The following is a 21,410-nucleotide window of genomic DNA, read 5'->3' as shown; positions in this document are numbered from 1 at the left end:
CGGGCACAGCTTATGATAAATCGTCCAACTGCGTAAGTCCTATCCAGTTTGCTAGCTTGAGTTAGCAACTGGAACGTGTCTTTTTGGAAATGGTCACTAGGAGTTGGTTTTGAGCGCGCTTTTGATTGCAGCGACGGATTCAGATACGGGAAAAACGGTGCTGATTTCGGCACTGGCGGCCTACTGGCAAGCTCACAGCGGCGGGCGATCGCTCGGCATTATGAAACCTGTGCAGTCTGGCAAGGGCGATCGCGAACTCTATCAGCGCCTCTTCCCACTCAACCAGTCCATTAGCGAGATCAACCCCATCCACTTTGACTCGCCCCTAGCGCCGCCCATCGCTGCCGAAAAAGAAGGCCGCAACATCAACCTAGACAGCGCGTGGCACACCTTTGAAACTCTTTCTAAACAAAAAGACTGGGTGCTGGTCGAGGCGCTGGGCAGCCTCGGTTCGCCCGTCACCCACGAAACCACCGTTGCCGACCTCGCTTGGGACTGGCGCATTCCCACCGTCCTGGTGGTTCCGGTGAAGCTGGGGGCAATTGGGCAAGCGGTCGCCAATGTCGCCCTCGCCCGCCAGGCCCGCGTCCATGTCAAGGGCATTGTGCTAAACTGCATCGCGCCCTGCACCCAGCAGGAGATTGACGACTGGGCCCCTGCCGACCTGATCCAGTCCCTCACCCAGGTTCCCATCCTCGGCCTGATTCCCCACCTGCCCGACCCCACCGACCTCGGCCGCCTCACCCAAGTCGCCTCTGACCTAGCGCTGGAGCGGCTGATGCCAATAAAAGGCTAGTAGGTAACAAGTAGGTAATAAGGTAGGTAATAGCGCAGGCAAGCCTCCCAAAATCCAAAATCCAAACTCCAACCCTCCACTCCCATGCTCACCTCCACTCCCGACCTCAAAACCCTGGCCCAGCAGACCCGTTCGGCGGCACGGCGGCTAGCAGCGCTGTCGGGCGAGGCGCGAAATCAGGCAGTTGGGGCGATCGCCCTTGCCCTAGAAGCCGCCGCCCCAGAAATTCTGGCGGCCAACGCGGCGGACTGCGCGGCGGCGCTAGAGGAAGGACTGGCAAAACCGCTTTACGGGCGGCTCAAGCTGGATGAAACCAAGCTGCGTGGCGTGATTGCCGGAGTGCGCGATGTGGCACGGCTGGCCGACCCGGTGGGTCAGGTGCAGCTTCATCGAGAACTAGACACCGGGCTGGTGCTAAAGCGGATCACCTGTCCGCTGGGCGTGCTGGGCGTGATTTTCGAGTCGCGGCCCGACGCGCTGGTGCAAATTGCGTCGCTGGCCATCAAGTCGGGGAACGGAGTCATCCTCAAGGGCGGGCGGGAAGCGGTGCGCTCCTGCGAGGCGCTGACGAAGGCGATTCACCAGGGGCTGAGTTCGGTAGACCTGGACCCAGCGGTGGTGCGCCTGCTGACGACGCGGGAGGAAACGGTGGCACTGCTGGGGTTGGATCAAGAGGTGGATTTGATCATTCCACGGGGTTCCAACGCCTTTGTGCGGTTTGTGCAGGAGAACACTCGGATTCCGGTGCTGGGCCATGCCGACGGCATCTGCCACCTATACGTCGATCGGGCGGCCGACGTGGCCCAGGCGGTGGCGATCGCCCTTGATGCCAAAACCAACTATCCCTCCGCCTGCAATGCCATTGAGACGCTGCTGGTGCATGAGGCGATTGCGCCAAAGTTTCTCCCTGCAATGGTTCCGGTCTTCCAGTCCGCAGGCGTAGAACTGCGCGGCGACGACCGGACACAAGCCCTAGTCGGCGCTGCCATCGAGCCTGCCACGGAAGCAGACTGGGCAACGGAATACAGCGATCTGGTTCTGGCGATTCGCGTGGTGGATTCGCTAGAAGCGGCGATCGCCCACATCAACACCTACGGCTCCCGGCACACCGAGGCGATCGCCACACAAGATGACGCAGCCGCCGCCACGTTTATCTCTCAAGTAGACGCAGCGGGCGTGTTTCACAACTGCTCCACCCGCTTTGCCGACGGCTTCCGTTACGGCTTTGGTGCAGAAGTCGGCATCAGCACCCAGAAAATGCCGCCCCGCGGCCCCGTGGGGCTAGAAGGTCTGGTGACCTATAAGTACCAGTTGCTGGGCAATGGGCATATCGTCAACACCTACAGCGGCGAACACGCCCGCCCCTTCACCCACCGCGACCTCGCCTGAGCCGCCATCCTCACTTCTGCGCTCACCCCGGAAACTGATGAACACCTACCAGGTGATCTACGACATCGTGCGGCAGATTCCTTACGGGCAAGTCGCCACCTATGGGCAAATCGCTGACCTGGCGCAACTCTACGGCAAGGCGCGGCTGGTGGGCTATGCGCTCTATCGGGTTGATATGCAAAATTCCGACATTCCCTGGCACCGCGTCATCAATGCCAAAGGCGAAGTATCGGAATCCCCCCTGCGCTACGGCACAGACTATTTGCAGCGATCGCTCCTAGAAGCCGAGGGCATCGAGTTTAGCCCAGAAGGAAAGGTGGATTTGCGGAAATATTTGTGGCGGCCGGGGGGAGAGTGACGGAAGGAAGAAGGAAGAACGAAAAGGGAAGAAGGAAGAAGGAAGAACGGAAAGGGAAAAACGTTTCATTTTTCGCTCTTCGTTTTTCGTTTTTTCCATCTCTCCCTCCTCTTCCCCGACCTGCTATTCTTCAAGAAAGCTAATTCCCGACTGCTCATGGAAGGGTTTGTTGTCTCTCTGGTCATCTTTGCGGCAATTTTTGCCATTTTTGCTCTGGGGTTGAATCTTCAATGGGGGTTCACGGGGCTAATTAACTTTGGGCAGGTCGCGTTTATGACCATTGGAGCCTACGCGACGGTGCTGCTCAGCTTGCGGGGGGTGCCGCTGTGGTTGGGGGCGCTGATCGGCGCAGGGCTGGCAGCGCTGTTGGGGCTGGGCATTGGTTTGGCGACGCTGCGCCTGCGGGAAGATTATCTGGCAATTGTTACCATTGGCGTGGCCGAGATGGTGCGCCTGATTGCCGAAAACGAGGCCTGGCTGACACGCGGTACGTTTGGACTCCAAAGCTTTCCGCTGCCGCTGGCGAATTGGAACCCCAACTGGCTGGGGCGATCGCTCATGGTGGCAATGCTAACGGCGATCGCCGGGTTGGCCTACTGGCGGTTCTGGCGCTGGCTGCGGCAAACCGTGAAGTCTATTCCTCCGGCGCATCTGACCAACGGCGTGGCCCTGTCGCTAGGCTACCTGCTGTCTCTGACGCTGCTGGTGATTGGGCTGGGCTACGCCTCCAGCACGCTCAAGCAACTAGGCACGGTTCCCTACTGGCTGCTGGGGGTGCTGCTGCTGGGGGCAATGGTGGCACTGGTGTGGTTTTATGTGTGGCTGGGAGCGTTGGCCAAGACCAGAATTCCTGCCTGGTCTAACAGCTTGGGAACGGTGGCGGCGTTGGTCTGCGCGGCGCTGGGCCTCTGGGTCTATGGCTACTCGGCCTCGGCGCTATATCACTACGACCGCAATCCCAGCAAGGCAGGGCTGATGCTGATCTCGGTGGTGCTGCTGGCGGTGATTTTTTGGGCATTAGAACGACTCGTGCGATCGCCCTGGGGTCGCGTCCTCAAAGCCATCCGAGAAGACGAAGCCGTCGCCCGCGCTCTGGGCAAAAACGTCTTTGCCTACAAGCTGCAATCCCTGGCGATCGGCGGCTTCTTGGCCGGCATTGCGGGGTCCCTCTACGCCTGGCAGCTCACCACGGTCTATCCCGATAACTTCCAGCCCCTCGTCACCTTCAACGCCTGGACGATCGTTGTCCTCGGCGGCGCAGGCAACAATGTAGGCACGATTTTGGGAGCCGCCATCTTCTGGGGCTACCAGACCGTCACCCGCTTCTTTTTGCGCGATGTAATTCCCCTCGACGATGCCCGCCTTGGCGCATTCCGCATCATGCTCATCGGTCTGCTGCTGATGGTTCTGATGGTGTGGCGACCGCAGGGCATTTTGGGCAACAAAGATGAGCTAACCCTTGGGAAGTAGGGAGGAAAGAGAGAAAAACGAAGAACGAAAAACGAAGAACGAAGAACGAAGAACGAAGAATGAAGAACGAAGAACGAAGAACGAAGAATGAAGAACGAAGAATGAAGAATGAAGAATGAAGAACGAAGAACGAAGAACGGAACCTCTTCCCTCTTCGTTCTTCTCTCTTCTCTCTTTCCCCCTATTCCTCCAACATCCCACCCCCCTCATGGCTCTCCTGACGGCAACCCAACTTACCAAAACCTTCGGCGGCATCCGGGCGGTGGATGCGGCCTCGATCGAAGTGCCAGAGGGCAGCATCACCGGGCTGATTGGGCCGAACGGGGCGGGCAAGACGACGCTGTTTAACCTGCTGTCGATGTTTTTGCGTCCAGACAGCGGCGAAGTGCAGTTTGCTGAGGAGCCGATTCACGAGCTACAGCCGCATCAGGTGGCGCAGCGGGGGCTGGTGCGGACGTTTCAGGTGGCGCGGGTGTTGTCGCGGCTGTCGGTGCTGGAAAACATGCTGCTGGCGGCCCAAGAGCAGACGGGCGAAAAGTTTTGGAATGTGTGGTGGCGATCGCCCCGCATTGCCCAGGAAGAAGAAGCACAGCGCGAGTATGCCTGGAACATCCTGGAATCCATCGGTCTGGCGCACAAAGCCCATGACTACGCGGGTTCTCTATCGGGCGGACAGCGCAAGCTGCTGGAGTTGGGGCGGGCGCTGATGGTCAAGCCCCGGCTGATTTTGCTGGATGAACCCGCCGCAGGCGTAAATCCGACGCTGATCAACCAGATTTGTGAACATATCCAAGCGTGGAACCGTCAGGGCATCACCTTCTTGGTGATTGAACACAATATGGACGTGGTGATGTCACTGTGCGATCGCGTCTGGGTGATGGCAGAAGGACGCAACCTGGCATCGGGCACCCCCGAAGAAGTGCAGAACAATCCGCTGGTGCTAGAAGCCTACTTGGGTCAATAGCCCACGATTGCAAATGTCTCTAATGTCTTTCACGTCTGGGCACCTCGATTAATTGCCTTATTGAGAATTTTAGGAGCCTGAAAATCTCGTTTTCTCGTAGCCATTCTCAAGAGAATCTGAATTTTTCGAGGTGCCCGTCTATTACCAATCTATTACCAATAGGGCTTACGCAGTTGGACGATTTCTCGTGGGCTGCGCCCGCGAGAAATCGTCCAGAATGCGGAGAACTTATCGCAAGTGCGTAAGTTCTGGCCGATCTTGCCAACAGCAATTGGCATGGGCACAGGAATTAGCATGGGCAAAGGTTCTTGGCAGGTGGCAACTCCGCAAATTAATGAATAAGCTGTGAGTAGAAATCTCTACGCATCGCGGCACCGATGGCGGAACCCATGTTTGAGACTCCTCAGCCAACCTCGCAACCTGAATCCCCCCAAGCTGAATTACCCGGCAAACAAGCGACTCCGCTAAAGCGACGCTGCGTTTCGGTCTGTCAATATCGCTCCTGCGAACGGAGCGGGTCGGCGGCGGTGCTGGCGGCGTTTCGAGAGGCGAATCTGCCGGGGGTGCTGATCAGCGCTAGCGACTGTATGGGGCAGTGTGCCTCTGGGCCAACGGTGCGCGTTACGCCAGACAACGTGTGGTATTGCCGGGTAAAGCCGGAAGATGTAGGGGCGATCGCCACTCAGCATCTCCAGCACGACGAACCCGTAGAGCGGCTGCTGCATCCCCGGTTTCACCCCCGGTTTGATTTTGCAGATTAGGTTGCGAGTTTTATCCTGTAGCGGCATCGAATTTGAGAGGAAGTGTATAGATGTCTGGAGTTGACGAGACTCTGACCAGGGTTCCGGGCATCCTAAACGCATCCCCTTAAACGCTAGGTCTGGAGTCGAGCTATGGTGCTGCTAACGGTCGGCGCAATTTTGCTGATTGCGGGAGTCGTGCTGATTTTTGTCAAACGCCACCACAGCGGCCGGGCCTTTTGCCTCAAGGTGTCGCGGCCGGCAACGGTGGCCGAACTGGAGAAAATGTCAGCAGAGATTGCCCAGGAAATTGGCGGCGGCAACTGGCGCGAGTATGTGCGGCTGTCGGGCATCGTGCAGTGCGATCGCCCTCTCACCTCCCAACTGGCGCAGCAGCCCTGTGTTCACTACCACATGACCGTACGGCGCGAGTATGAGGAAACCGTGGTTCGCCGCGACAAGGACGGCAACGAAGAGCGCAGCACCGAACGCGGCTCGGAAACCGTCGCCAGCCACGAGCAATCGACACCCTTCATGCTGAAAGATGACACCGGGGCGATCGCCGTTGACCCCAACCAGGCCGAGTTTGAGACGGTAACCGTGCTGGATGAATTTCGGCCTGAATCGCCCGGCAACTTTATTTCCTTTGGCGGCTTTTCGCGGGCGCTCAGTCCGCCAGGAGGCAACCGCCGCACGCTGGGCTATCGCTACCAGGAAGTGATTGTACCCGTGGAACGGCGAGTGACGGTGGTGGCGACGGTGAGCGATGCGGGCAATGGCTTGACCTTGCAGCGCCCGACCGAATCGGGGAAACAGTTCATCATCTCGCTCCGCAATGCCGAAGAACTGACGAAATCGGCCGAGCGCAACGCCAAAGCCAGCGACCTTGCGATGAAGTATTGTTTGGTGGGTGGGGCTGTGCTGGCGATCGCCGGACTGGTCACGGGCTTTTAGGTCGATTTGCGATTTTGGAATGCCCGCCGAGCGTCCGCTGCTCACAGATTTCTGGCAAACGGCATCAGGTCTTCGGTTGTTTCCAGATTAGCCGTCACTTCCAACTCCTCACCGGGCTGCGTCGGCGAGTAGCTTTCCAGGGCAATCGTGCCGTTCAGCATTGCGCCATCGAGCTGGGCCGCCGTCAGGTTCACCTGATCGAGCGTAACGTGCCACAGCTCCGCCTCTCGCAGGTCTGCCCAGATGAGCCTCGCCCGTTGCAGATTGCTGTCCTGCAAATAAGCATGGCGAAGGTTTGCCCCGCTCAAGTTGGCATCGTGCAGCACGGCCCGGCTCAGGTCGGCTCCCATCAAGCTGGCGTTTTCCAGGTTTGCCCCTTGCAGTTGGGTTCCCTTTAGGTCGGTCAGCGCCAGGTTTGCGTCTCGCAGGTCGGCCTCGCTGAGGTCGGCCCCACTGAGGTCGGCTCCGCGCAGGTCGGCCCCCTGAAGCTTGGCTCGACGCAGGGTTGCCTGGGTCAGATCTGCCCCTTGCAAATCCGCATGTTCTAATACGGCTCCCGTCAGCTTGGTGCAATGCAGGTTTGCCAGCCCCAGCGCTGCCCGGACAAGCACACAGCGGATCAGGCTGGCTTCTTGCAAATTGGCATCTTGCAGATTGGCTCCGGTGAGGTTGGTCTGGTACAGGTCGGCGCGATAAAGATTGGCACTTTCCAGAATCGCATTGCTGAAATCGGCCTGGCTCAGGTTGGCAAAGCTGAGGTTGGTCTGGCGGAGTTCGGCTCGCTGCAACAGGCAGCTCCGCAGCAGCACCCGGCTTAGGTCAAGCTCTGGCAACCGCGCATCAGACAAGTCCAGCCGCCCCGCTTCGGGATGGGTCAAACACCATTGGTTCCAAATGCTGACACCTGTTTTCAGCAGCGCCAGCAGGTCAAAATCTGCCATGAGGAGAGCGCAAGGGGGCAGGGGGTAAAGGATCTGGGCAGGGATTACGAGGTTTAGTTAAAAGCTGTTCTTCTCACAAGCGTGTGACGAAGGCTTGTCCTAACCATTTCTGTAGCCCCAGGTGTTGGCCCCTTTCACTGCCGTACAGAACTTTTCTGGCGTTTGCAGCCCTGACCCGGATGAAACCGGGCGATCGCCCCTGATTGCTCAAGCAGGCTGCCCAAAAACAGGCTGCCCAAAAAACAGGCTGCCCAAAAAGCAGATTACCCAAAAACAGCGGTGTCTGGCAATTTTGACGCTATGCTTCGGCGATCGCCACTTGGTTTCGCCCGGCCTGCTTAGCCGTATAGAGGGCCCGATTGGCGGCATCTAGCAAGGTTTGGGGATGTGTGTCCAATTAGCCAAGCAGGTATCGCCAAAGTTGGGCGTGACGTATGAGCTAATGGACGATTCAGATTGCGCTGGTGATCCTGGGCAGCGAAGAAATTATCTGGCAGGGGCGATCGCTCAAAAACCTACAGCGCCTAATGCCGACCATGCAAGTGGAGTAGGCTTAGGTAGGATTAGGAGATAACGCTTGACGCGATCGCAGATGTAGTGTTTTATAGAGGCAAAGTGCAGTCGATCACGCTACATTTTGTTTTGTGAACCTCTGTGCCAACTGCTTAATAAAGCTCGTTCGGGTGCATCTTGTCGGCAAATTGCGTTAATACTAGCGTATTGGTCTGTGGGCGTATCTGTTTTTGGCAGTTTTTTTGCAGCGCCAGGTAGCGTTACGTAGCGCTATATAACGTCCTTAGTTAATGCGTTAATTGCATTATTGAGCGATCGCCCAACTGAAGCGCTCCTGAAACGCTGGCACAAACACGCTGCGATCGCCCGTTTTGCGCCCCCATTTCCCCCTATTGGTCAGTGTTCATGGTTTCTCAAGTTGAGACCTCGGTTTCAGATTTCACCCGCCCCCTCTCTCATACGGTGGAAGGATTGGTGCAGGTGTTTACCTGCCCCCACCGCAGCTTTTTTACCAGCGTGATGGCGCAGGCGCTCCGCATTGCGGGGCAGGGAACGCCTGTGCTAGTGGTGCAGTTTCTCAAAGGCGGCATTGGGCAGGGTCAGGCACACCCAGTGCGACTGGGGCAGCACCTCGACTGGCTACGCTGCGACCTGCCCCGCTGCATCGATACGCCCCAACTTGAGGATGGCGAAGCGGAGGCATTGCAGGAATTGTGGCAGCATACCCAGGACGTGGTGCGGTCGGGTCAGTATGCGCTGGTGGTGCTGGATGAACTCAGTCTGGCGATTAAGTTTGGGCTGATTCCAGAATCTGAGGTGCTAGAACTTTTGAAAAACCGACCCCGCCAGGTCGATTTAATCCTGACGGGGCCAGAGATGCCTGAGTCAATTCTAGATCGGGCGGATCAGATTACAGAACTGCGCCGCAGCCATCGGCCGTAGCAATCGCCATTAAACCTCTTGCGTGAATCGTTGGGCGGCAGCGCGGCCTAGCAATTCACGCTCTCAGCAGTCTCGCCCTAATGTGCCTTTATGTGCAGTGTCTCGTGTACGTCGCGCACGAGACGTTACATCGAGACATTACATTTCTTCAGCCTGTGTTTCGCATTCCGGCGGCGATGCCGTTGATGGTGAGCAGTGCGCCGCGCAGCAGTTCGCCTCGGCTATAGCGCGAACGGATTACGCCGGAGGCGGCGCTGGTCTTGTGTTGGCGCAAGCGCTTCAGCAGGGAGACTTGCAGGAAGCCGAGGGGAACGATTGTGCTGTTGCGGAGTTGCACCGAGCGCTGAAGGTCGGGGTCGCCATCGAGCAGGCGCTCATGGCCGGCGATCGCCAGCACTAGTCGTTTTGTCAGGTGATACTCGTTGCGAATTTGCTCAAACAGCCGCTCGAAGCGCTCCCGGTCTTCGGGCTGCGACAACTGCTGGACGTAGTGACTGGCGATTTGCAAGTCCACCTTTGAAAGGGTCATTTCGCATTTGGAAATCACCATCTTAAAGAAGGGCCACTTGTAGTAGAAGTAGCGCAGCAGCTTCAGGTTTTCCTCTGGCTCCTCTTGCAAGAATTCGTTAATCGCCGTGCCCACACCATACCAGGAGGGCAGCAGGAAGCGTGTCTGCGTCCAGCTAAACACCCAGGGAATGGCCCGCAGGCTGCCCAGGTCTTTTTTGCCGCCGCGCCGAGCGGGACGGGAGCTAATTTGAAGCTGGCTGATTTCCTCAATCGGCGTGACCTGGTGGAAGAAATCGACAAAATCCGGCTGTTCGTAGATCAAGGAGCGGTAGTGAGAGCGCGATCGCGTCGCCAGTTCCTCCATAATTTCGTGCCACGGCTGGATATCGTCAAACCCATTTCGCAGCAGGCTCGCCTGCACCACCGCCGCCGTGATGGTTTCCAGGTTATACAGCGCCAGTTCCGGCAGGTTATATTTCGAGGCCAACACCTCGCCTTGTTCTGTAATTTTGATGCGGCCGTCGATGCTGCGACCCGGCTGAGCCAGAATCGCTTCATAGGCCGGCCCACCGCCGCGACCCACGGAACCGCCGCGCCCGTGGAAGATCCGGAGGGAGATGCCGTAGGTTTCGGCCATCGCCTGCAACGACTGTTGGGCCTTGTGGATTTCCCAATTGCTGCTGAGGAAGCCGGAATCTTTATTACTGTCGGAATAGCCCAGCATGATTTCCTGGAGCGAGGCCTGTTGCGGCAGCGTACTCCTGGAGCCTGCAATATCCACCTTTTGTCCCGTCTCTTCTTGCTGGCGCTCGGCATAGCCGCCCGACAGATACGCCCGATAGAGCGGCAACTCAAATAGCTCTCTCATGACCGACGGGGCGCGGAGCAGGTCTTCTACCGTTTCAAACAGCGGCACCACGTTGATTGCGCCGCTGCCCGTGGCGGGGTCGTAGATGCCTGCCTCCTTGGCCAGCAGCAGCACCTCTAGCAGGTCGCTGGCGTGGTGGCTCATGCTGATGACATAGGTCTGGCAAATGGCGGGGCCAAACTCCTGATGCAGCTTGCGAACCATGCGGAAGGTTTGGATGGTTTCGCAGGTTTTTTCGGAGAAAGGCAGTTCCGACGGGATTAGCGGGCGACGGGTTTTCAGCTCGGTGGCCAGCCAGTGCGATCGCTCTTCCTCCGTCATCTCGTGGTAAGACTTGGGCAGAATTTGCAGGTATTCCGCGATTTCGGCGATCGCATCCGAGTGGCGACTGCTTTCCTGGCGGATATCTAGGTGGGCCAGGTTAAAGCCGTAAATTTCCACCTGACAAATCAGATTCTCCAAATCTCGGCAGGTCAGGCCCGTTTCCTCCAGATTTCTGCGAATCAGTTGCAAATCTGCCAGAAACTCATCACCAGAGCGATAGAGCGTCGCCGGGTTATAGTCCGGAGACTCATCGTTGAAATAGTCGCCGTTGTAGAGCTTGCGGCTGCGCTCACAGGTATTTTCCAGCCGCTTCTGGATGTAGCTCAGCTTCAGGCGATAGGGTTCCTGTCGATAGCGGATGGCAAGCTGTTCGTAGACTTCGGGCATCTGCGCTTGGTCTTGCTCCAGCGACTCTAGCAGGTCGGGCAAGACATCGCTCCAGTGCAGCGACAGGCTCAGCAGGTTGATCAGGTGCTTCACCGACTGAATGTATTTTATCAGCACTAGGTTACGTTGATAGCAGGCGGTTTTCCAGGTGATTTCCGGGGTGACGGATGGGTTGCCATCCCGGTCAGACCCCACCCAAGAGCCAAACTTGCAGAAGTTATAGCGGGGCGGATGTAGTCCTGGGAAGGTCGCCTCTAATGCCGAACGGAAGCGGTAGTAGAGGTGGGGGATCGCGTCAAACAAGACTTCCTGGAAGTAGTGCAGCGCGTAGTCCACCTCATCCAGCACTGTCGGCTTGAACTGGTGCAGTTCGTCGGTGCGCCACCATAGGCGAATTTCTTCGGTCAGTTGTTCCCGCAGCGTTTCCGTTTCCCAGGATGAGGACAACCCCAGCATCCGCATACTGTCTTCGGCAGTGTCGAGCTGGCGCAGGATTTTGGCGATGCGGCGCTGCTTGTCGCGGATGGTGTGGCGGACGATTTCTGTCGGGTGGGCTGTGAAAACTAGGCGAATGTCGAGGTTGTCGATCAGATTTTGGATCTGGCGTGGCGGCACGTTGAGGTTGGCCAGCTTGGGAAATAGCCCCCGGAACGTACTCATTTCTCGGCGCAGGGCAGTTTCTTCTCGCAAGCTGCGCTCTAGCATGTCAGCACTGAGTCCGGCAGTTTGGGTCTCAGACTCGGACTGGCTTTCTTCGGAGGCAGTGGCGACATCATAGGAGGCGCGATATTGCTGCTGCTGTCCGCGCTGTTCGTAGTGCTGTTCGACAATGTTGATCAACTGGAAATAAAGCGCAAAGGCGCGAGCAGCCCGAATAGCATCGTTGAGATCCAGCTTTTCGATCACCCCCAGGGCGATCGCCTCTCCCTCTTCTGGCGCTTGCCCTTCTGGAGAGCAGACTAAGCGCAGTTGCTGCAACAGGTCAACCAACTGCTGGCCACACTCTTGCTGAAGCACCGACTCCCATAGTTCTTCAACCAGCTTCAGCCGATGGCGAAGAAACAGATCTGTAGTTGAAGTGGCTGAAAGGGGCTGGTCGTCTCGATCTTCTGTGGCAGTGCCGGTGCTAAAGGCATCATCCGACGAGTGGAGGATGGAACTCATGGCGTGTCCTGGCTGGATTATTCGATAATTTTAGGAGGTTTTTAATGGTGCTAGGAAAAACACCATGAAAATCATCGCTTATTCTTACGCTGATCCGAAGTTCGAGACTGTACCCAATGCATCACTTAAGGTTTCCTTTAATGATTCCGCTGGTGGTTCTGCATGGTGGGCGATCGCAGATCGAGTCTACCAGGATTACTCAGGATTGGATGCTGCGACGGATCATCCTGCCTCGAATCCTGTGACAAATTGCAGGGAAAACGGCATCACTCCCGGCGCTGCCCATCGACCGCAGTGGCAACAGCTTGTGCAGGATTGCCAGGAGAACCCGCCGGACGCAGTGCTGGTTCGTCAGCTATCGGATTTGGGCGAGTCGGTGGCGGAGGTGGGCGATCGCCTGGCCGAGCTAGAGGCGCTCCATATTCCGCTACGAATTGCAGGCGCTGATCCCCAGGCTCCTGCGCCCTCGCCTGCGGAACTGTTGCAGCAGTTTCAAACGCTCCAGTCTGCTCAGCATCGCCAGCGCATTCAGCAGGGCCACGCCCGCAACCGCATCCAGGCCCAGCCGCCGCCCGGCAAAGCGCCCTATGGCTATCGGCGGGGCAAGGATCGCTACGTGCTGGATCGGACGACGGCCCCAGTGGTCAAGGACTTCTTCGACCATTTTTTGCTTTATGGTTCGCTGCGCGGCAGCATCCGCTATTTGCAGCAGAAATACAACAAGAAAATTTCTAGCTCCACGGGCAAGCGCTGGCTCACCAGTCCGGTCTATCGCGGCGATCTGGAATATCACACAGGCGAGGTCGTGCCCGATACGCATCCGGCGATTTTGCCCAAGGCTGAGGCGGCCCAGGTGGATCGCATTTTGCGGCGAAATCGCAAGCTGCCGCCCCGGGCCGCCAGTGCCCCGCGATCGCTCTCTGGGCTGGTCACCTGCGGCGAGTGCCAGTCGGCTTTGCGCGTGTGCAGTGTGACGCGCCCCCGCCAGTCCCAGCGCTATCTCTACCTGCGCCCTGCGGCCTGTCCCCGTGCGAAAAAATGTGGGGCGATCGCCTACGAGTCCGTGCTGCAAGCCACCTTCCAGCGCATTTGCACCGACCTGCCGCGCCTAGTTTCGGGCACGCCCCTGCCCGATGTAGAACAGATGCAGCGGGCGATCGCCGCTCAAATCCACACGCGCCAAACCTGGCTGGGTCAACTGCCCGATCTGGTGCAGCAGGGCATTCTGGATCAGCAAACCGCCGACCTCCGCGCTTATACGCTGCGAACCGAAATTGCCCGCCTGCAAACCCAAATCGACCAATTGCCTCCAGCAAACCTAAGGGCGATCGCCCAGGTCATCTCGCTACCTCAGTTCTGGCTTGACCTGTCGGAGTCTGAGCGCCGCGCCTATTTCCGCGAATTTCTGCGGCAAATCGTGCTGGAGCGCGAGGGAGAAGCGTGGCAGGTAAGGCTGGTATTTTTGCTAGAGCGGCCTAACGTTTGACCGCTGATACTTTTCCCAACCCCGCCCGTGCCAAAATCTCTGGGATCAGGTCTTCCCGCTTCACCGCCATCATGTGAACGCCCTGGCAGAGTTGCCGCGCCATCTGCACCTGCTCAGCGGCGATCGCCACGCCTTCTTCTAGCGGATGGGCCGCTGTTTCTAGGCGATCGATGATGTGTTGGGGAATCTGGGCACCAGGCACATTCTTATTAATAAACTGCGCATTTTTGGCAGACTTCAGCAAAAAAATGCCCGCCAGAATCGGCCGATTGCAGCCCGCCGCAACCTGGTGCATGAACTTGTCCAGACGGTCAAAATCGGTAATCAACTGACTCTGGAAAAACTGCGCCCCCGCCTCAACCTTCCGCTCAAATCGGCGCTGGAGTCCTGACCAGCTTGGACACTGCGGATCGACCGCTGCCCCGGCAAAAAAGCTGGTCGCCCCATCCGTCAGCGGCTTCTCGTTAATATCCAGCCCCGCATTGAGGTTGCCGATCAATCGCAGCAGCCGCACCGATTCCAGATCAAATACAGGCTTGGCATCGGGATGATCGCCCGCCTTGATCGGGTCACCCGTCAGCGCCAGCACATTGCGAATGCCCAGCGCCTGCGCCCCCATCAGGTCTGCCTGTAGCCCAATTCGATTGCGATCGCGGCAGGCTACCTGATAAATCGGCTCGATACCCTCCCGCAGCAGCAGCGCCGCTGACACCAGCGACGACATCCGCAGCACCGCCCGACTGCCGTCGGTAATGTTTACCCCATGCACCCAGTCCTTCAGCAAATGCGCCATTTGCAGCATATGCGTCGGGTCACAGCCCTTCGGCGGCATCACCTCAGCAGTGATCAAAAATTCGCCAGACCGGGCAGCCGCTTGCAGACGGGTTGAAGGAGCCAGAGATCGGGGTTCAGCAGGCAGGGATGAAGAGGTAACCATAATCAGCGGATTCTAACAATTTGAGGCATCGAGATTTCAGGGGCAATATAACTAAGGATGATCAAGATTCATAGTCCGACCCCTGTTCGCGCAAGCATTGCGGAGCAATCTCCCTGACCTCTTCAAACGGGCAAAGCGTATCCCAGCGCCTTTTTCACTTTGGTTAGCGTGATATTGGCGATCGCCTCTGCCCTTTCTTTGCCCTCACGCAAGACCTGCTGCAAATAGCCCGGTTCGCCCATAATCTCGTGATAGCGATCCTGAATCGGCTTCAGTGCAGTAATCATCGTCTCCGTCAGCAGCGGTTTGAACTGCCCCCAGCCCATCTCGGCACATTCCTTCGCCACTTCGTCCTTCGTCTGACCCGACAGGATCATGTAAAGCGTCAGCAGGTTAGTGCATTCCGGGCGTTCAGGATTGTCAAACTCCAGTCCGCGAATCGGATCAGTTTTGCAGCGCTTGATCTTGCGCTGAATCTCTTCGGGCGAATCCAGCAGGTTGATTCGGCTTAACTCTGACGGGTCAGATTTTGACATCTTCTTCGTACCGTCGGTCAGGCTCATTACCCGTGCGCCCTCAGCACGAATCATCGGCGTAGGCAGCTTCAGGATCGGCGCATCCTCGCGACCAAACTGGTAGTTGAGTCGGGCGGCAATGTCGCGGGTGAGTTCTAGATGCTGCTTTTGGTCTTCGCCGACGGGTACTTTGTCAGGTTCGTAGAGCAAGATGTCTGCCGCTTGCAGCACGGGATAGCTGAGCAGGCCTGCGCCGACGTTTTCGCCCTGTTTCACGGCCTTTTCCTTGAACTGGATCATGTCTTCCAGCCAGTTCAGCGGCGTAATGCACATCAACAGCCAGGCCAACTCTGCGTGGGCGGGCACATGAGACTGCACAAAGATGGTGGCGTGTTCCAGGCTAATGCCGCTGGCAAGGTAAGAGGCGGCGACTTTGTAGGTGCTTTCGGCCAGTCGTGTGGGATCGTGGGGCACAGTAATGGCGTGCAAATCCGCCATAAATAGATAGCTGTCGTAGTCTTCCTGAATCTCGACCCAGTTGCGAATGGCACCGAGGTAGTTGCCCAAGTGCAACTCACCTGTTGGCTGAATGCCAGAGAGAACGCGCTGCTTGCCCATGAAACTGTTTGCTGATGAAAGTATCTTGACAGTGAGGACGGCGGAAGCCTAAGAAATCGTTATACCCGCGTGTTTTCAACCATAACCCAAATAGCGTTTTGGGATGTAGCTGTCGTGCGGATGGGCAAACCTAGAAGTCTACGGGTTGCGAATCCCGATTGCCCACCCCCATAACGAAGTAAATGTTACGAAATTGTAAAACTTGTAAGCAATAATTCACAGCGCCCCCATGACTTATGCTTCTTCCGACTCGATGACGCAAGCCCTAGCGGAATGCATCGCCCTGCTGCAAGATCTACAAACTCATGCAGCGGCCAATGATGCGTTTGATCAACTGAAAGCCCAAATTGCCGAGTCGAATCCGGCAATGGCTAATCTGCTGGAAATGTTGTGGCGAGAGGCAGTGGCAGGGCGGCGCTCGGCCGCGTTTTGGCAGCAGATTTGCGACGTGGAGCGCGACCTGACCGAAAACCTGTCGGCAAACCACTTCCAGCTTCAGCAAAACTATCTGCGCCTGATGCAAGAGCAATAGCCTGGGGCGCTCGAATGAGATTAGGACTTACGCAGTTGGACGATTTCTCGCGGGCTGCACCCACCAGAAATCATCCAAAACCCAGAAAACCTATCGCGAGTGCGTAAGTCCTGGAGATCTGGAACTTGATCTGCGATTTGAGAAGATCCTCAGCAGCTTTTCAGGCACTTCTCAGAGGCTGTTCAAGGTGCGTTCAGGCGATCGCCCCATCATAGTTCTCATAAGTTCTTGGGCCCTCTACCCGTCGATTTTATGAACCGGCGGGAGAGGGTTTACCAGAGCGCTTTTGGGTAAACCCTGACAACCACGACCGAATAGCGATAAAGCAGCGATGAAGAAGCGATACTTTTTAGGCATCAGTACGGCAGTGTTGGGGGTGGCGTGGCTTTCTCGCTATTTGCCCGGACAGCAAGGGGCAAGCGAGGCGATCGCCAGCACAACGTTCGAGATCACCAAAACAGAGGCAGAATGGCGAGCCATTCTGACACCGGAACAGTTTCGCGTGCTGCGGCAGCACGGCACCGAGTATCCCGGCAGCAGCCCCCTAGACAAGGAATATGGCAACGGCACCTATGTTTGCGCAGCCTGCGGCCTGCCGCTGTTTAGCTCCGAAACGAAGTACGACAGTGGCACAGGCTGGCCCAGCTTCTCTGCACCCATTCAAGGGGCGATCGGCGCAAGCATCGACAATTCTTTTCTGATGACTCGTACAGAGGTTCACTGTCGCCGCTGTGGGGGTCACCTTGGGCATGTGTTTGACGATGGCCCCGCGCCCACGGGTCTTCGCTATTGCATGAATGGCGTTGCGCTGAGGTTTGTTCCAGCTTAGTGGAATCAGGGTGGCTTAAAGCTCAGTGGCTTAAAGCTCAGTGGCTTGCCAGCGTGATCCCAGCACTGCTCTATTCTGCTCTATTCCAATCTGCTCTATTCCAATAGATTTGCAGAACCCACATCAGCCCTTGGCTCTTCATAGAGCTTGATTTCCAGCCCGTCCGGTGGCTGTTTGTGAGGCTCCGGCTCTAGCCCGTTTTGCGGTAGCCAAATCCGCAGCCACGCGCCGCCTGTTTCTGGATGGTTGCTGGCCAACACTATGCCTTGATGGGCTTCCACAATTTGCCGAACGATTGCCAGACCCAGACCGCTGCTGGTGCGGTGGTATGGCTCGGCTGCACTCGAATGAGATGAATTTGAATGAGATGAATTCGACGCTTCAGAACTGGCAGAGCAGTTGGGTGGCAAGCGCGATCGCGCTGGGTCGGCCCGATAGAACCGCTCAAACACATGGGGCAAGTCTTGCTCCGCAAATCCGGTTCCTGCGTCAAACACCTCCAGCCAAACGCCTGTTTCAGGGCTACTGTGGGTAGACTCTTCTGCAAGTCCTGTGCTGATTCGCACCGTGACCGTTTCCCAGGGCGGACTGTATTTAATGCTGTTATCTAGCAGGTTCATTAGCACGCGATAAATTCGGGCCTCATCGATCTGCACCGGCAAAGACTCTGGTCCCTGATAGCTCAACTGCACCTGCTTTTTGCGAGACAGCGGCTCCAGATTGAGCCAGGCTGCCTGCACCAGGTCGGGCAGATTGACCTGTCTCAGATGCAGGCATTGAGACGATTCGCGGTCAATCAGCGCCAAGTCTAGCAAGTCTTGCACCAGGTCACTGAGACGAATAGATTCCCCAATTAGCCGATTGACCCAGCCCCGCAGCGCTGGATCGAGCCGAGTTTGCAGCGTTTCGGCAATCAGTCGGATAGAGGTGAGGGGGGTTTTTAACTCGTGGGCTACGTCGGAAGCCCAGCGATCGAGTTTCTGCCTGAGCTGCACCGATTCTTGACGGCTTTCCAAAAACACGCCGACATGCTGCTTGGGCAGGGGAACCGCATAGCCCCGCAGCACGTAAGAGCGCTGGCGAGTTAGCTGCAACACGTCTGGGCTGACGGGGTAGAACACCCAGTCTTTCTGGCATAGCGTTTTGGAATTACGGGCTTGCTCCACGAGGTCGTCTAGCTCGTAGGAGCGCACCAGTTCCAGCAGCAGGCGGGGATTTTCGGGCTGGTTCGGCGGCGCGGGGGTAAGGTCTAAGAGCGATCGCGCTTCAGGGTTGCACCAGACCAGGCGGTTTTCGTCATCAAGATGCAGATAGCCAACGGGCGCAGCCTCCAAGATGGAGCGGTAGGTAGACACCTCCGCCGCCAACTGCTGCTGAATCCGCTGCTGGTGGGCCACCGTCAGGGCAAGCTGAGACGTAGCCGAAAAGGGAGAAGTTTCCACATCTGCGGCCCGCAGTTCCCGAAGCAGTCGGGTGAGGCGCTGGCGCTGGCGAATCTGCTGCCAGCACAATAGCCCCAAACCAATGAGCAGCCCCAGCAAGAAATCGAGAATACCCACCGCAGATCCTTTGAGAGTACCTCTGAAAGCCCCCAATCAGCCGCTCCAGGGCGCTTAGCCGAAGCGATAGCCAAACCCGCGCACCGTGTTCAAATATTCGGGGTGACTAGGGTCTAGCTCTAGCTTTTCGCGCAGCCAGCGAATGTGGACATCCACCGTCTTGCTGTCGCCCATGAAATCAGGCCCCCACACCTTTTCGATGAGCTGCTCTCGCGACCACACGCGCCGGGGATGGGTCATAAACAGTTCCAGGATGCGGAACTCTTTGGGCGAGAGGTTGATAGCTTCACCGCGCACCGTCACGCGACACTCTTGCGGAAACAGGGTAATATCCTGGAACCTCAGGTTGGCATCCCCGATCTGGGGTTGGGCCTGGCGATAGCGACGCAGCAGCGCTCGACAGCGGGCAATCAGTTCCCGCATTCCGAAGGGCTTGGTGAGATAGTCATCTGCGCCTACCTCTAGCCCAACCACGCGATCGGTTTCGCTACCTTTGGCGCTGAGGATGAGAATTGGTACGGTGCTGCCGTTGTGGCGGATCAGACGGCACAGATCCAATCCGTTCACGTAGGGCAACATTAAGTCCAGAATAATCAGGTCGATCTCAAACTCGGCGTAATCACCCTCGTCGGCGCGGGTCGTGATCTCCAGCGCGGCCCGCCCGTCCTCTGCCACGAGTACGTCGTAGCCTTCGTCGCTGAGGGCGAGCTTAATCGTTTCACGAATGAGTTCTTCGTCTTCCACCAGCAGCACGCGACCGAGCTTGACATCGGTCTGAAGCAGCTTGCTATCTGGCGCTGGGGTGTCCTGAATCATGGAGGCCATGAATTTTTTGCGGTGAATCTTCAGGCCAATCTTACCAAATTGGTCGAAACAGATTGAGGGCGCTCGCTCGCGCAATTTTAAGGAATCCTTAAAACTGGTCAGAAAGCCTGCATTAAGCCTGCATTGAGCCTGCGTCCGTCCTGCGCCCTACTCAACCGCCGCAGCAGCGATCAATCCCCAGACTGTCTAGCAGCAAATCGCTGACTGCATTGGCCACAGCAAACTCGCTAAAAAAACTGTGGGAAAAGTCAAACGCCTGCATTTCCGTCACCAAGGCAATTACCAGCGACCCCAAATCTGTTTCCCCTTCCATGCGATGTCGCACAAACACCTGCGCCGCCCGTCGGGCAATCTCTGCATTCACTGCTTCGGGGATAAACTCTTCGTCGAGCCAGCGGTGCAGCGCCGCCTGGAGCCATTCGCCCTCCTGCTGGGGATGGGTCGCCACGGGCAGGGTAATTGCTGGAATCGGTTCAGCCATAAGCAATTCTGAGGCAACTTCGAGTCTGAGGCAACTTTGAGACAAATTTTTGAGACGAATTTGAGACGAATTTGAGACGAATTTGAGACAAGCTTGAAATAACGTCGCGTTTGAAATTCGTGTTTGAGATGCGCGTTTGAAAGTCGCGTTTGCAACAACTTCGCGCCTGACTCAGCGATTTCGCAGTCTGTTCCGTAGGATGAGGGTATGACCTGGTATCAGTATGACATTGAGGCGATCGTCCAGCGCTATGCCCAGGGATATTTCTTGATGGCAGAAGACACAGGCGACTCGCTGGGTTGGTATTCCAGCCAGCAGCGGACGCTGATCCCGCTGGATGATCGGTTTCGGTATCCGCGATCGCTCCAGCGGGTGCTGAACCAAAACCGCTTTTCGGTGGCGATCGATCGTGCCTTTTCAGAGGTTGTGGACGGCTGCGCCGACCGCGACACCACCTGGATCTCCAGCGAACTGAAGGTGATTTATCAGGAACTCCATCGCGCGGGCTATGCCCACAGCTTTGAAACCTGGCAGGGCGATGAGTTGGCGGGCGGCATTTTGGGGATTATTGTCGGCGGTGCGTTTATTGGCGAGTCGATGTTTTATCGAATTCCCGACGGGTCGAAGGTAGCGATGGTGAAGCTGGTGGAGCGATTGCGCGATCGCCAGTTTGTCCTCTTCGACGCGCAAATGATGAACCCCCACCTGGCCCGCTTTGGAGCCTACATCGTCAGCAACCGCGAGTATCGCAAGCTGTTGCAGCGGGCCGCTGAGATCCGTCCCTCGCTGCTTTAGGGGACGAACGGCAGATAAACACAGCAGATAAACCCCGCCCATATCGAGAACTGGAGTTTTCTCTCTAGAACTGGTCTTGCCCTGTAGAACGGGTTTAGGCTTCCAGAAGCCGTCTTTTGGAACTTGGGGAAGTAGGCACCCTAGATTTACTGAACCTTAATGGTTTCGGGATAAAAGCCGGTGATGAGATTTGAACTCACGGCCGCTCGATTACGAATCGAGTGCTCTACCACTGAGCTACACCGGCAAGGCTGCATCGAGCGCTGCAAAGTCAATTTTTACAGACAATCATGAATTATAGCAGCCCTGACTAATTTATGAAATGGGTTTCTGCGCCCAGAGTTGGGCTGCGCGGGTCTTCTACGCTTCCAAAAATCGATAGGACTTACGCAGTTGGACAATTTCTCGTGGGTGCAGCCCATGAGAAATTGTCCAAAACCCAAAGACCTTATCGCAAATGCGTAAGTCCTGATCGATTCAGACCAGTCTATCTGGGATTGCTCCGGGTTGCCC

At 57.0% G+C, this 21,410-nt stretch carries 19 protein-coding genes and 1 tRNA gene; 12 read left to right on the top strand and 8 right to left on the bottom strand.

Features of this window, described 5'->3' with window-relative positions:
- Positions 1-109: 109 nt before the first annotated feature.
- From bioD to JTM80_RS14370, 7 genes are all read left to right on the top strand, one after another.
- Entirely contained in the window at positions 110-796 is a 687-nt protein-coding gene (gene bioD / locus JTM80_RS14400) for a dethiobiotin synthase (protein ID WP_172355511.1), read from the top strand.
- Positions 797-880: 84 nt separating this feature from the next.
- Entirely contained in the window at positions 881-2,185 is a 1,305-nt protein-coding gene (locus JTM80_RS14395) for a glutamate-5-semialdehyde dehydrogenase (protein ID WP_205369662.1), read from the top strand.
- Between the two features lie 37 nt (positions 2,186-2,222).
- Positions 2,223-2,543 carry an MGMT family protein gene (locus tag JTM80_RS14390; RefSeq protein WP_172355515.1) on the top strand — a complete coding sequence of 107 codons (321 nt, stop codon included), beginning with the start codon at positions 2,223-2,225 and terminating at the stop codon, positions 2,541-2,543.
- A gap of 156 nt (positions 2,544-2,699) precedes the next feature.
- The gene (locus tag JTM80_RS14385) at positions 2,700-4,013 is read left to right on the top strand and encodes a branched-chain amino acid ABC transporter permease (RefSeq protein ID WP_172355517.1); all 1,314 of its coding nucleotides are present in this window, start codon (positions 2,700-2,702) and stop codon (positions 4,011-4,013) included.
- Positions 4,014-4,221: 208 nt separating this feature from the next.
- Positions 4,222-4,977, top strand: coding sequence for an ABC transporter ATP-binding protein (locus JTM80_RS14380; protein ID WP_172355519.1), 756 nt, complete (start codon positions 4,222-4,224; stop codon positions 4,975-4,977).
- A 389-nt stretch (positions 4,978-5,366) separates the two neighbouring features.
- The gene (locus JTM80_RS14375) at positions 5,367-5,738 is read left to right on the top strand and encodes a ferredoxin (RefSeq protein ID WP_172355521.1); all 372 of its coding nucleotides are present in this window, start codon (positions 5,367-5,369) and stop codon (positions 5,736-5,738) included.
- Positions 5,739-5,870: 132 nt separating this feature from the next.
- Positions 5,871-6,671, top strand: coding sequence for an E3 ubiquitin ligase family protein (locus JTM80_RS14370; protein ID WP_172355523.1), 801 nt, complete (start codon positions 5,871-5,873; stop codon positions 6,669-6,671).
- A 41-nt stretch (positions 6,672-6,712) separates the two neighbouring features.
- Here JTM80_RS14370 and JTM80_RS14365 read toward each other — a convergent pair whose 3' ends face one another.
- The gene (locus JTM80_RS14365; RefSeq protein ID WP_205369660.1) at positions 6,713-7,612 is read right to left on the bottom strand and encodes a pentapeptide repeat-containing protein; all 900 of its coding nucleotides are present in this window, start codon (positions 7,610-7,612) and stop codon (positions 6,713-6,715) included.
- Positions 7,613-8,530: 918 nt separating this feature from the next.
- Here JTM80_RS14365 and JTM80_RS14360 point away from each other — a divergent pair.
- Entirely contained in the window at positions 8,531-9,067 is a 537-nt protein-coding gene (locus tag JTM80_RS14360) for a P-loop NTPase family protein (RefSeq protein ID WP_172355527.1), read from the top strand.
- Positions 9,068-9,215: 148 nt separating this feature from the next.
- Here JTM80_RS14360 and ppc read toward each other — a convergent pair whose 3' ends face one another.
- On the bottom strand, positions 9,216-12,320 hold the full coding sequence (ppc, locus tag JTM80_RS14355; RefSeq protein ID WP_172355529.1) for a phosphoenolpyruvate carboxylase: 3,105 nt from the start codon (positions 12,318-12,320) through the stop codon (positions 9,216-9,218).
- Positions 12,321-12,561: 241 nt separating this feature from the next.
- On the opposite strand from ppc, the gene JTM80_RS14350 reads away from it, so the two are divergent.
- Positions 12,562-13,806 (top strand): recombinase family protein, encoded by a 1,245-nt coding sequence (locus JTM80_RS14350; RefSeq protein ID WP_225906639.1) that lies wholly within the window; start codon positions 12,562-12,564, stop codon positions 13,804-13,806.
- On the opposite strand, the gene JTM80_RS14345 is transcribed toward JTM80_RS14350, so the two are convergent.
- Together JTM80_RS14345 and trpS are read right to left on the bottom strand one after the other, a co-directional pair.
- The gene (locus JTM80_RS14345) at positions 13,796-14,743 is read right to left on the bottom strand and encodes a methylenetetrahydrofolate reductase (protein WP_172355533.1); all 948 of its coding nucleotides are present in this window, start codon (positions 14,741-14,743) and stop codon (positions 13,796-13,798) included. The genes JTM80_RS14350 and JTM80_RS14345 overlap by 11 nt on opposite strands.
- Positions 14,744-14,865: 122 nt before the next feature.
- Positions 14,866-15,876 (bottom strand): tryptophan--tRNA ligase, encoded by a 1,011-nt coding sequence (gene trpS / locus JTM80_RS14340; protein WP_172355535.1) that lies wholly within the window; start codon positions 15,874-15,876, stop codon positions 14,866-14,868.
- Between the two features lie 229 nt (positions 15,877-16,105).
- Between trpS and JTM80_RS14335 the strand changes: the two genes are divergently transcribed.
- Both JTM80_RS14335 and msrB read left to right on the top strand, forming a co-directional pair.
- Positions 16,106-16,408: a hypothetical protein gene (locus JTM80_RS14335; RefSeq protein ID WP_172355537.1), complete on the top strand. Its 303-nt coding sequence runs from the start codon at positions 16,106-16,108 to the stop codon at positions 16,406-16,408.
- A 331-nt stretch (positions 16,409-16,739) separates the two neighbouring features.
- The gene (msrB, locus tag JTM80_RS14330; protein WP_172355539.1) at positions 16,740-17,237 is read left to right on the top strand and encodes a peptide-methionine (R)-S-oxide reductase MsrB; all 498 of its coding nucleotides are present in this window, start codon (positions 16,740-16,742) and stop codon (positions 17,235-17,237) included.
- A gap of 95 nt (positions 17,238-17,332) precedes the next feature.
- Here msrB and JTM80_RS14325 read toward each other — a convergent pair whose 3' ends face one another.
- The 3 genes from JTM80_RS14325 to JTM80_RS14315 all read right to left on the bottom strand — a co-directional run bounded on the left by JTM80_RS14325 (position 17,333) and on the right by JTM80_RS14315 (position 20,102).
- Positions 17,333-18,796, bottom strand: coding sequence for a cell wall metabolism sensor histidine kinase WalK (locus JTM80_RS14325; RefSeq protein ID WP_172355541.1), 1,464 nt, complete (start codon positions 18,794-18,796; stop codon positions 17,333-17,335).
- Between the two features lie 54 nt (positions 18,797-18,850).
- Positions 18,851-19,612: a response regulator transcription factor gene (locus JTM80_RS14320; protein WP_205371394.1), complete on the bottom strand. Its 762-nt coding sequence runs from the start codon at positions 19,610-19,612 to the stop codon at positions 18,851-18,853.
- Between the two features lie 160 nt (positions 19,613-19,772).
- Positions 19,773-20,102, bottom strand: a complete 330-nt coding sequence (locus JTM80_RS14315; protein WP_172355545.1) for a hypothetical protein — start codon at positions 20,100-20,102, stop codon at positions 19,773-19,775.
- 207 nt (positions 20,103-20,309) lie between these two features.
- Between JTM80_RS14315 and aat the strand changes: the two genes are divergently transcribed.
- On the top strand, positions 20,310-20,897 hold the full coding sequence (gene aat / locus JTM80_RS14310) for a leucyl/phenylalanyl-tRNA--protein transferase (RefSeq protein WP_172355547.1): 588 nt from the start codon (positions 20,310-20,312) through the stop codon (positions 20,895-20,897).
- Positions 20,898-21,072: 175 nt separating this feature from the next.
- Here aat and JTM80_RS14305 read toward each other — a convergent pair.
- A tRNA-Thr gene (locus tag JTM80_RS14305) sits at positions 21,073-21,144 on the bottom strand.
- Positions 21,145-21,410 lie beyond the last annotated feature (266 nt).

It is taken from the genome of Thermoleptolyngbya sp. PKUAC-SCTB121 (genome assembly GCF_016919485.1).
GTDB classification, from domain to species: Bacteria; Cyanobacteriota; Cyanobacteriia; order Elainellales; family Elainellaceae; genus Thermoleptolyngbya; species Thermoleptolyngbya sichuanensis.
This window is presented reverse-complemented; position numbering and strand designations above follow the sequence as displayed.

Excerpts from the sequence above, each read along its gene's own strand:
- JTM80_RS14395 (WP_205369662.1), top strand. The coding sequence starts at position 881 with ATGCTCACCTCCACTCCCGACCTCAAAACCCTGGCCCAGCAGACCCGT.
- JTM80_RS14390 (WP_172355515.1), top strand. The coding sequence starts at position 2,223 with ATGAACACCTACCAGGTGATCTACGACATCGTGCGGCAGATTCCTTAC.
- JTM80_RS14385 (WP_172355517.1), top strand. The coding sequence starts at position 2,700 with ATGGAAGGGTTTGTTGTCTCTCTGGTCATCTTTGCGGCAATTTTTGCC.
- JTM80_RS14380 (WP_172355519.1), top strand. The coding sequence starts at position 4,222 with ATGGCTCTCCTGACGGCAACCCAACTTACCAAAACCTTCGGCGGCATC.
- JTM80_RS14375 (WP_172355521.1), top strand. The coding sequence starts at position 5,367 with ATGTTTGAGACTCCTCAGCCAACCTCGCAACCTGAATCCCCCCAAGCT.
- JTM80_RS14370 (WP_172355523.1), top strand. The coding sequence starts at position 5,871 with ATGGTGCTGCTAACGGTCGGCGCAATTTTGCTGATTGCGGGAGTCGTG.
- JTM80_RS14365 (WP_205369660.1), bottom strand. The coding sequence starts at position 7,612 with ATGGCAGATTTTGACCTGCTGGCGCTGCTGAAAACAGGTGTCAGCATT.
- JTM80_RS14360 (WP_172355527.1), top strand. The coding sequence starts at position 8,531 with ATGGTTTCTCAAGTTGAGACCTCGGTTTCAGATTTCACCCGCCCCCTC.
- ppc (WP_172355529.1), bottom strand. The coding sequence starts at position 12,320 with ATGAGTTCCATCCTCCACTCGTCGGATGATGCCTTTAGCACCGGCACT.
- JTM80_RS14345 (WP_172355533.1), bottom strand. The coding sequence starts at position 14,743 with ATGGTTACCTCTTCATCCCTGCCTGCTGAACCCCGATCTCTGGCTCCT.
- trpS (WP_172355535.1), bottom strand. The coding sequence starts at position 15,876 with ATGGGCAAGCAGCGCGTTCTCTCTGGCATTCAGCCAACAGGTGAGTTG.
- JTM80_RS14335 (WP_172355537.1), top strand. The coding sequence starts at position 16,106 with ATGACTTATGCTTCTTCCGACTCGATGACGCAAGCCCTAGCGGAATGC.
- msrB (WP_172355539.1), top strand. The coding sequence starts at position 16,740 with ATGAAGAAGCGATACTTTTTAGGCATCAGTACGGCAGTGTTGGGGGTG.
- JTM80_RS14320 (WP_205371394.1), bottom strand. The coding sequence starts at position 19,612 with ATGATTCAGGACACCCCAGCGCCAGATAGCAAGCTGCTTCAGACCGAT.
- JTM80_RS14315 (WP_172355545.1), bottom strand. The coding sequence starts at position 20,102 with ATGGCTGAACCGATTCCAGCAATTACCCTGCCCGTGGCGACCCATCCC.
- aat (WP_172355547.1), top strand. The coding sequence starts at position 20,310 with ATGACCTGGTATCAGTATGACATTGAGGCGATCGTCCAGCGCTATGCC.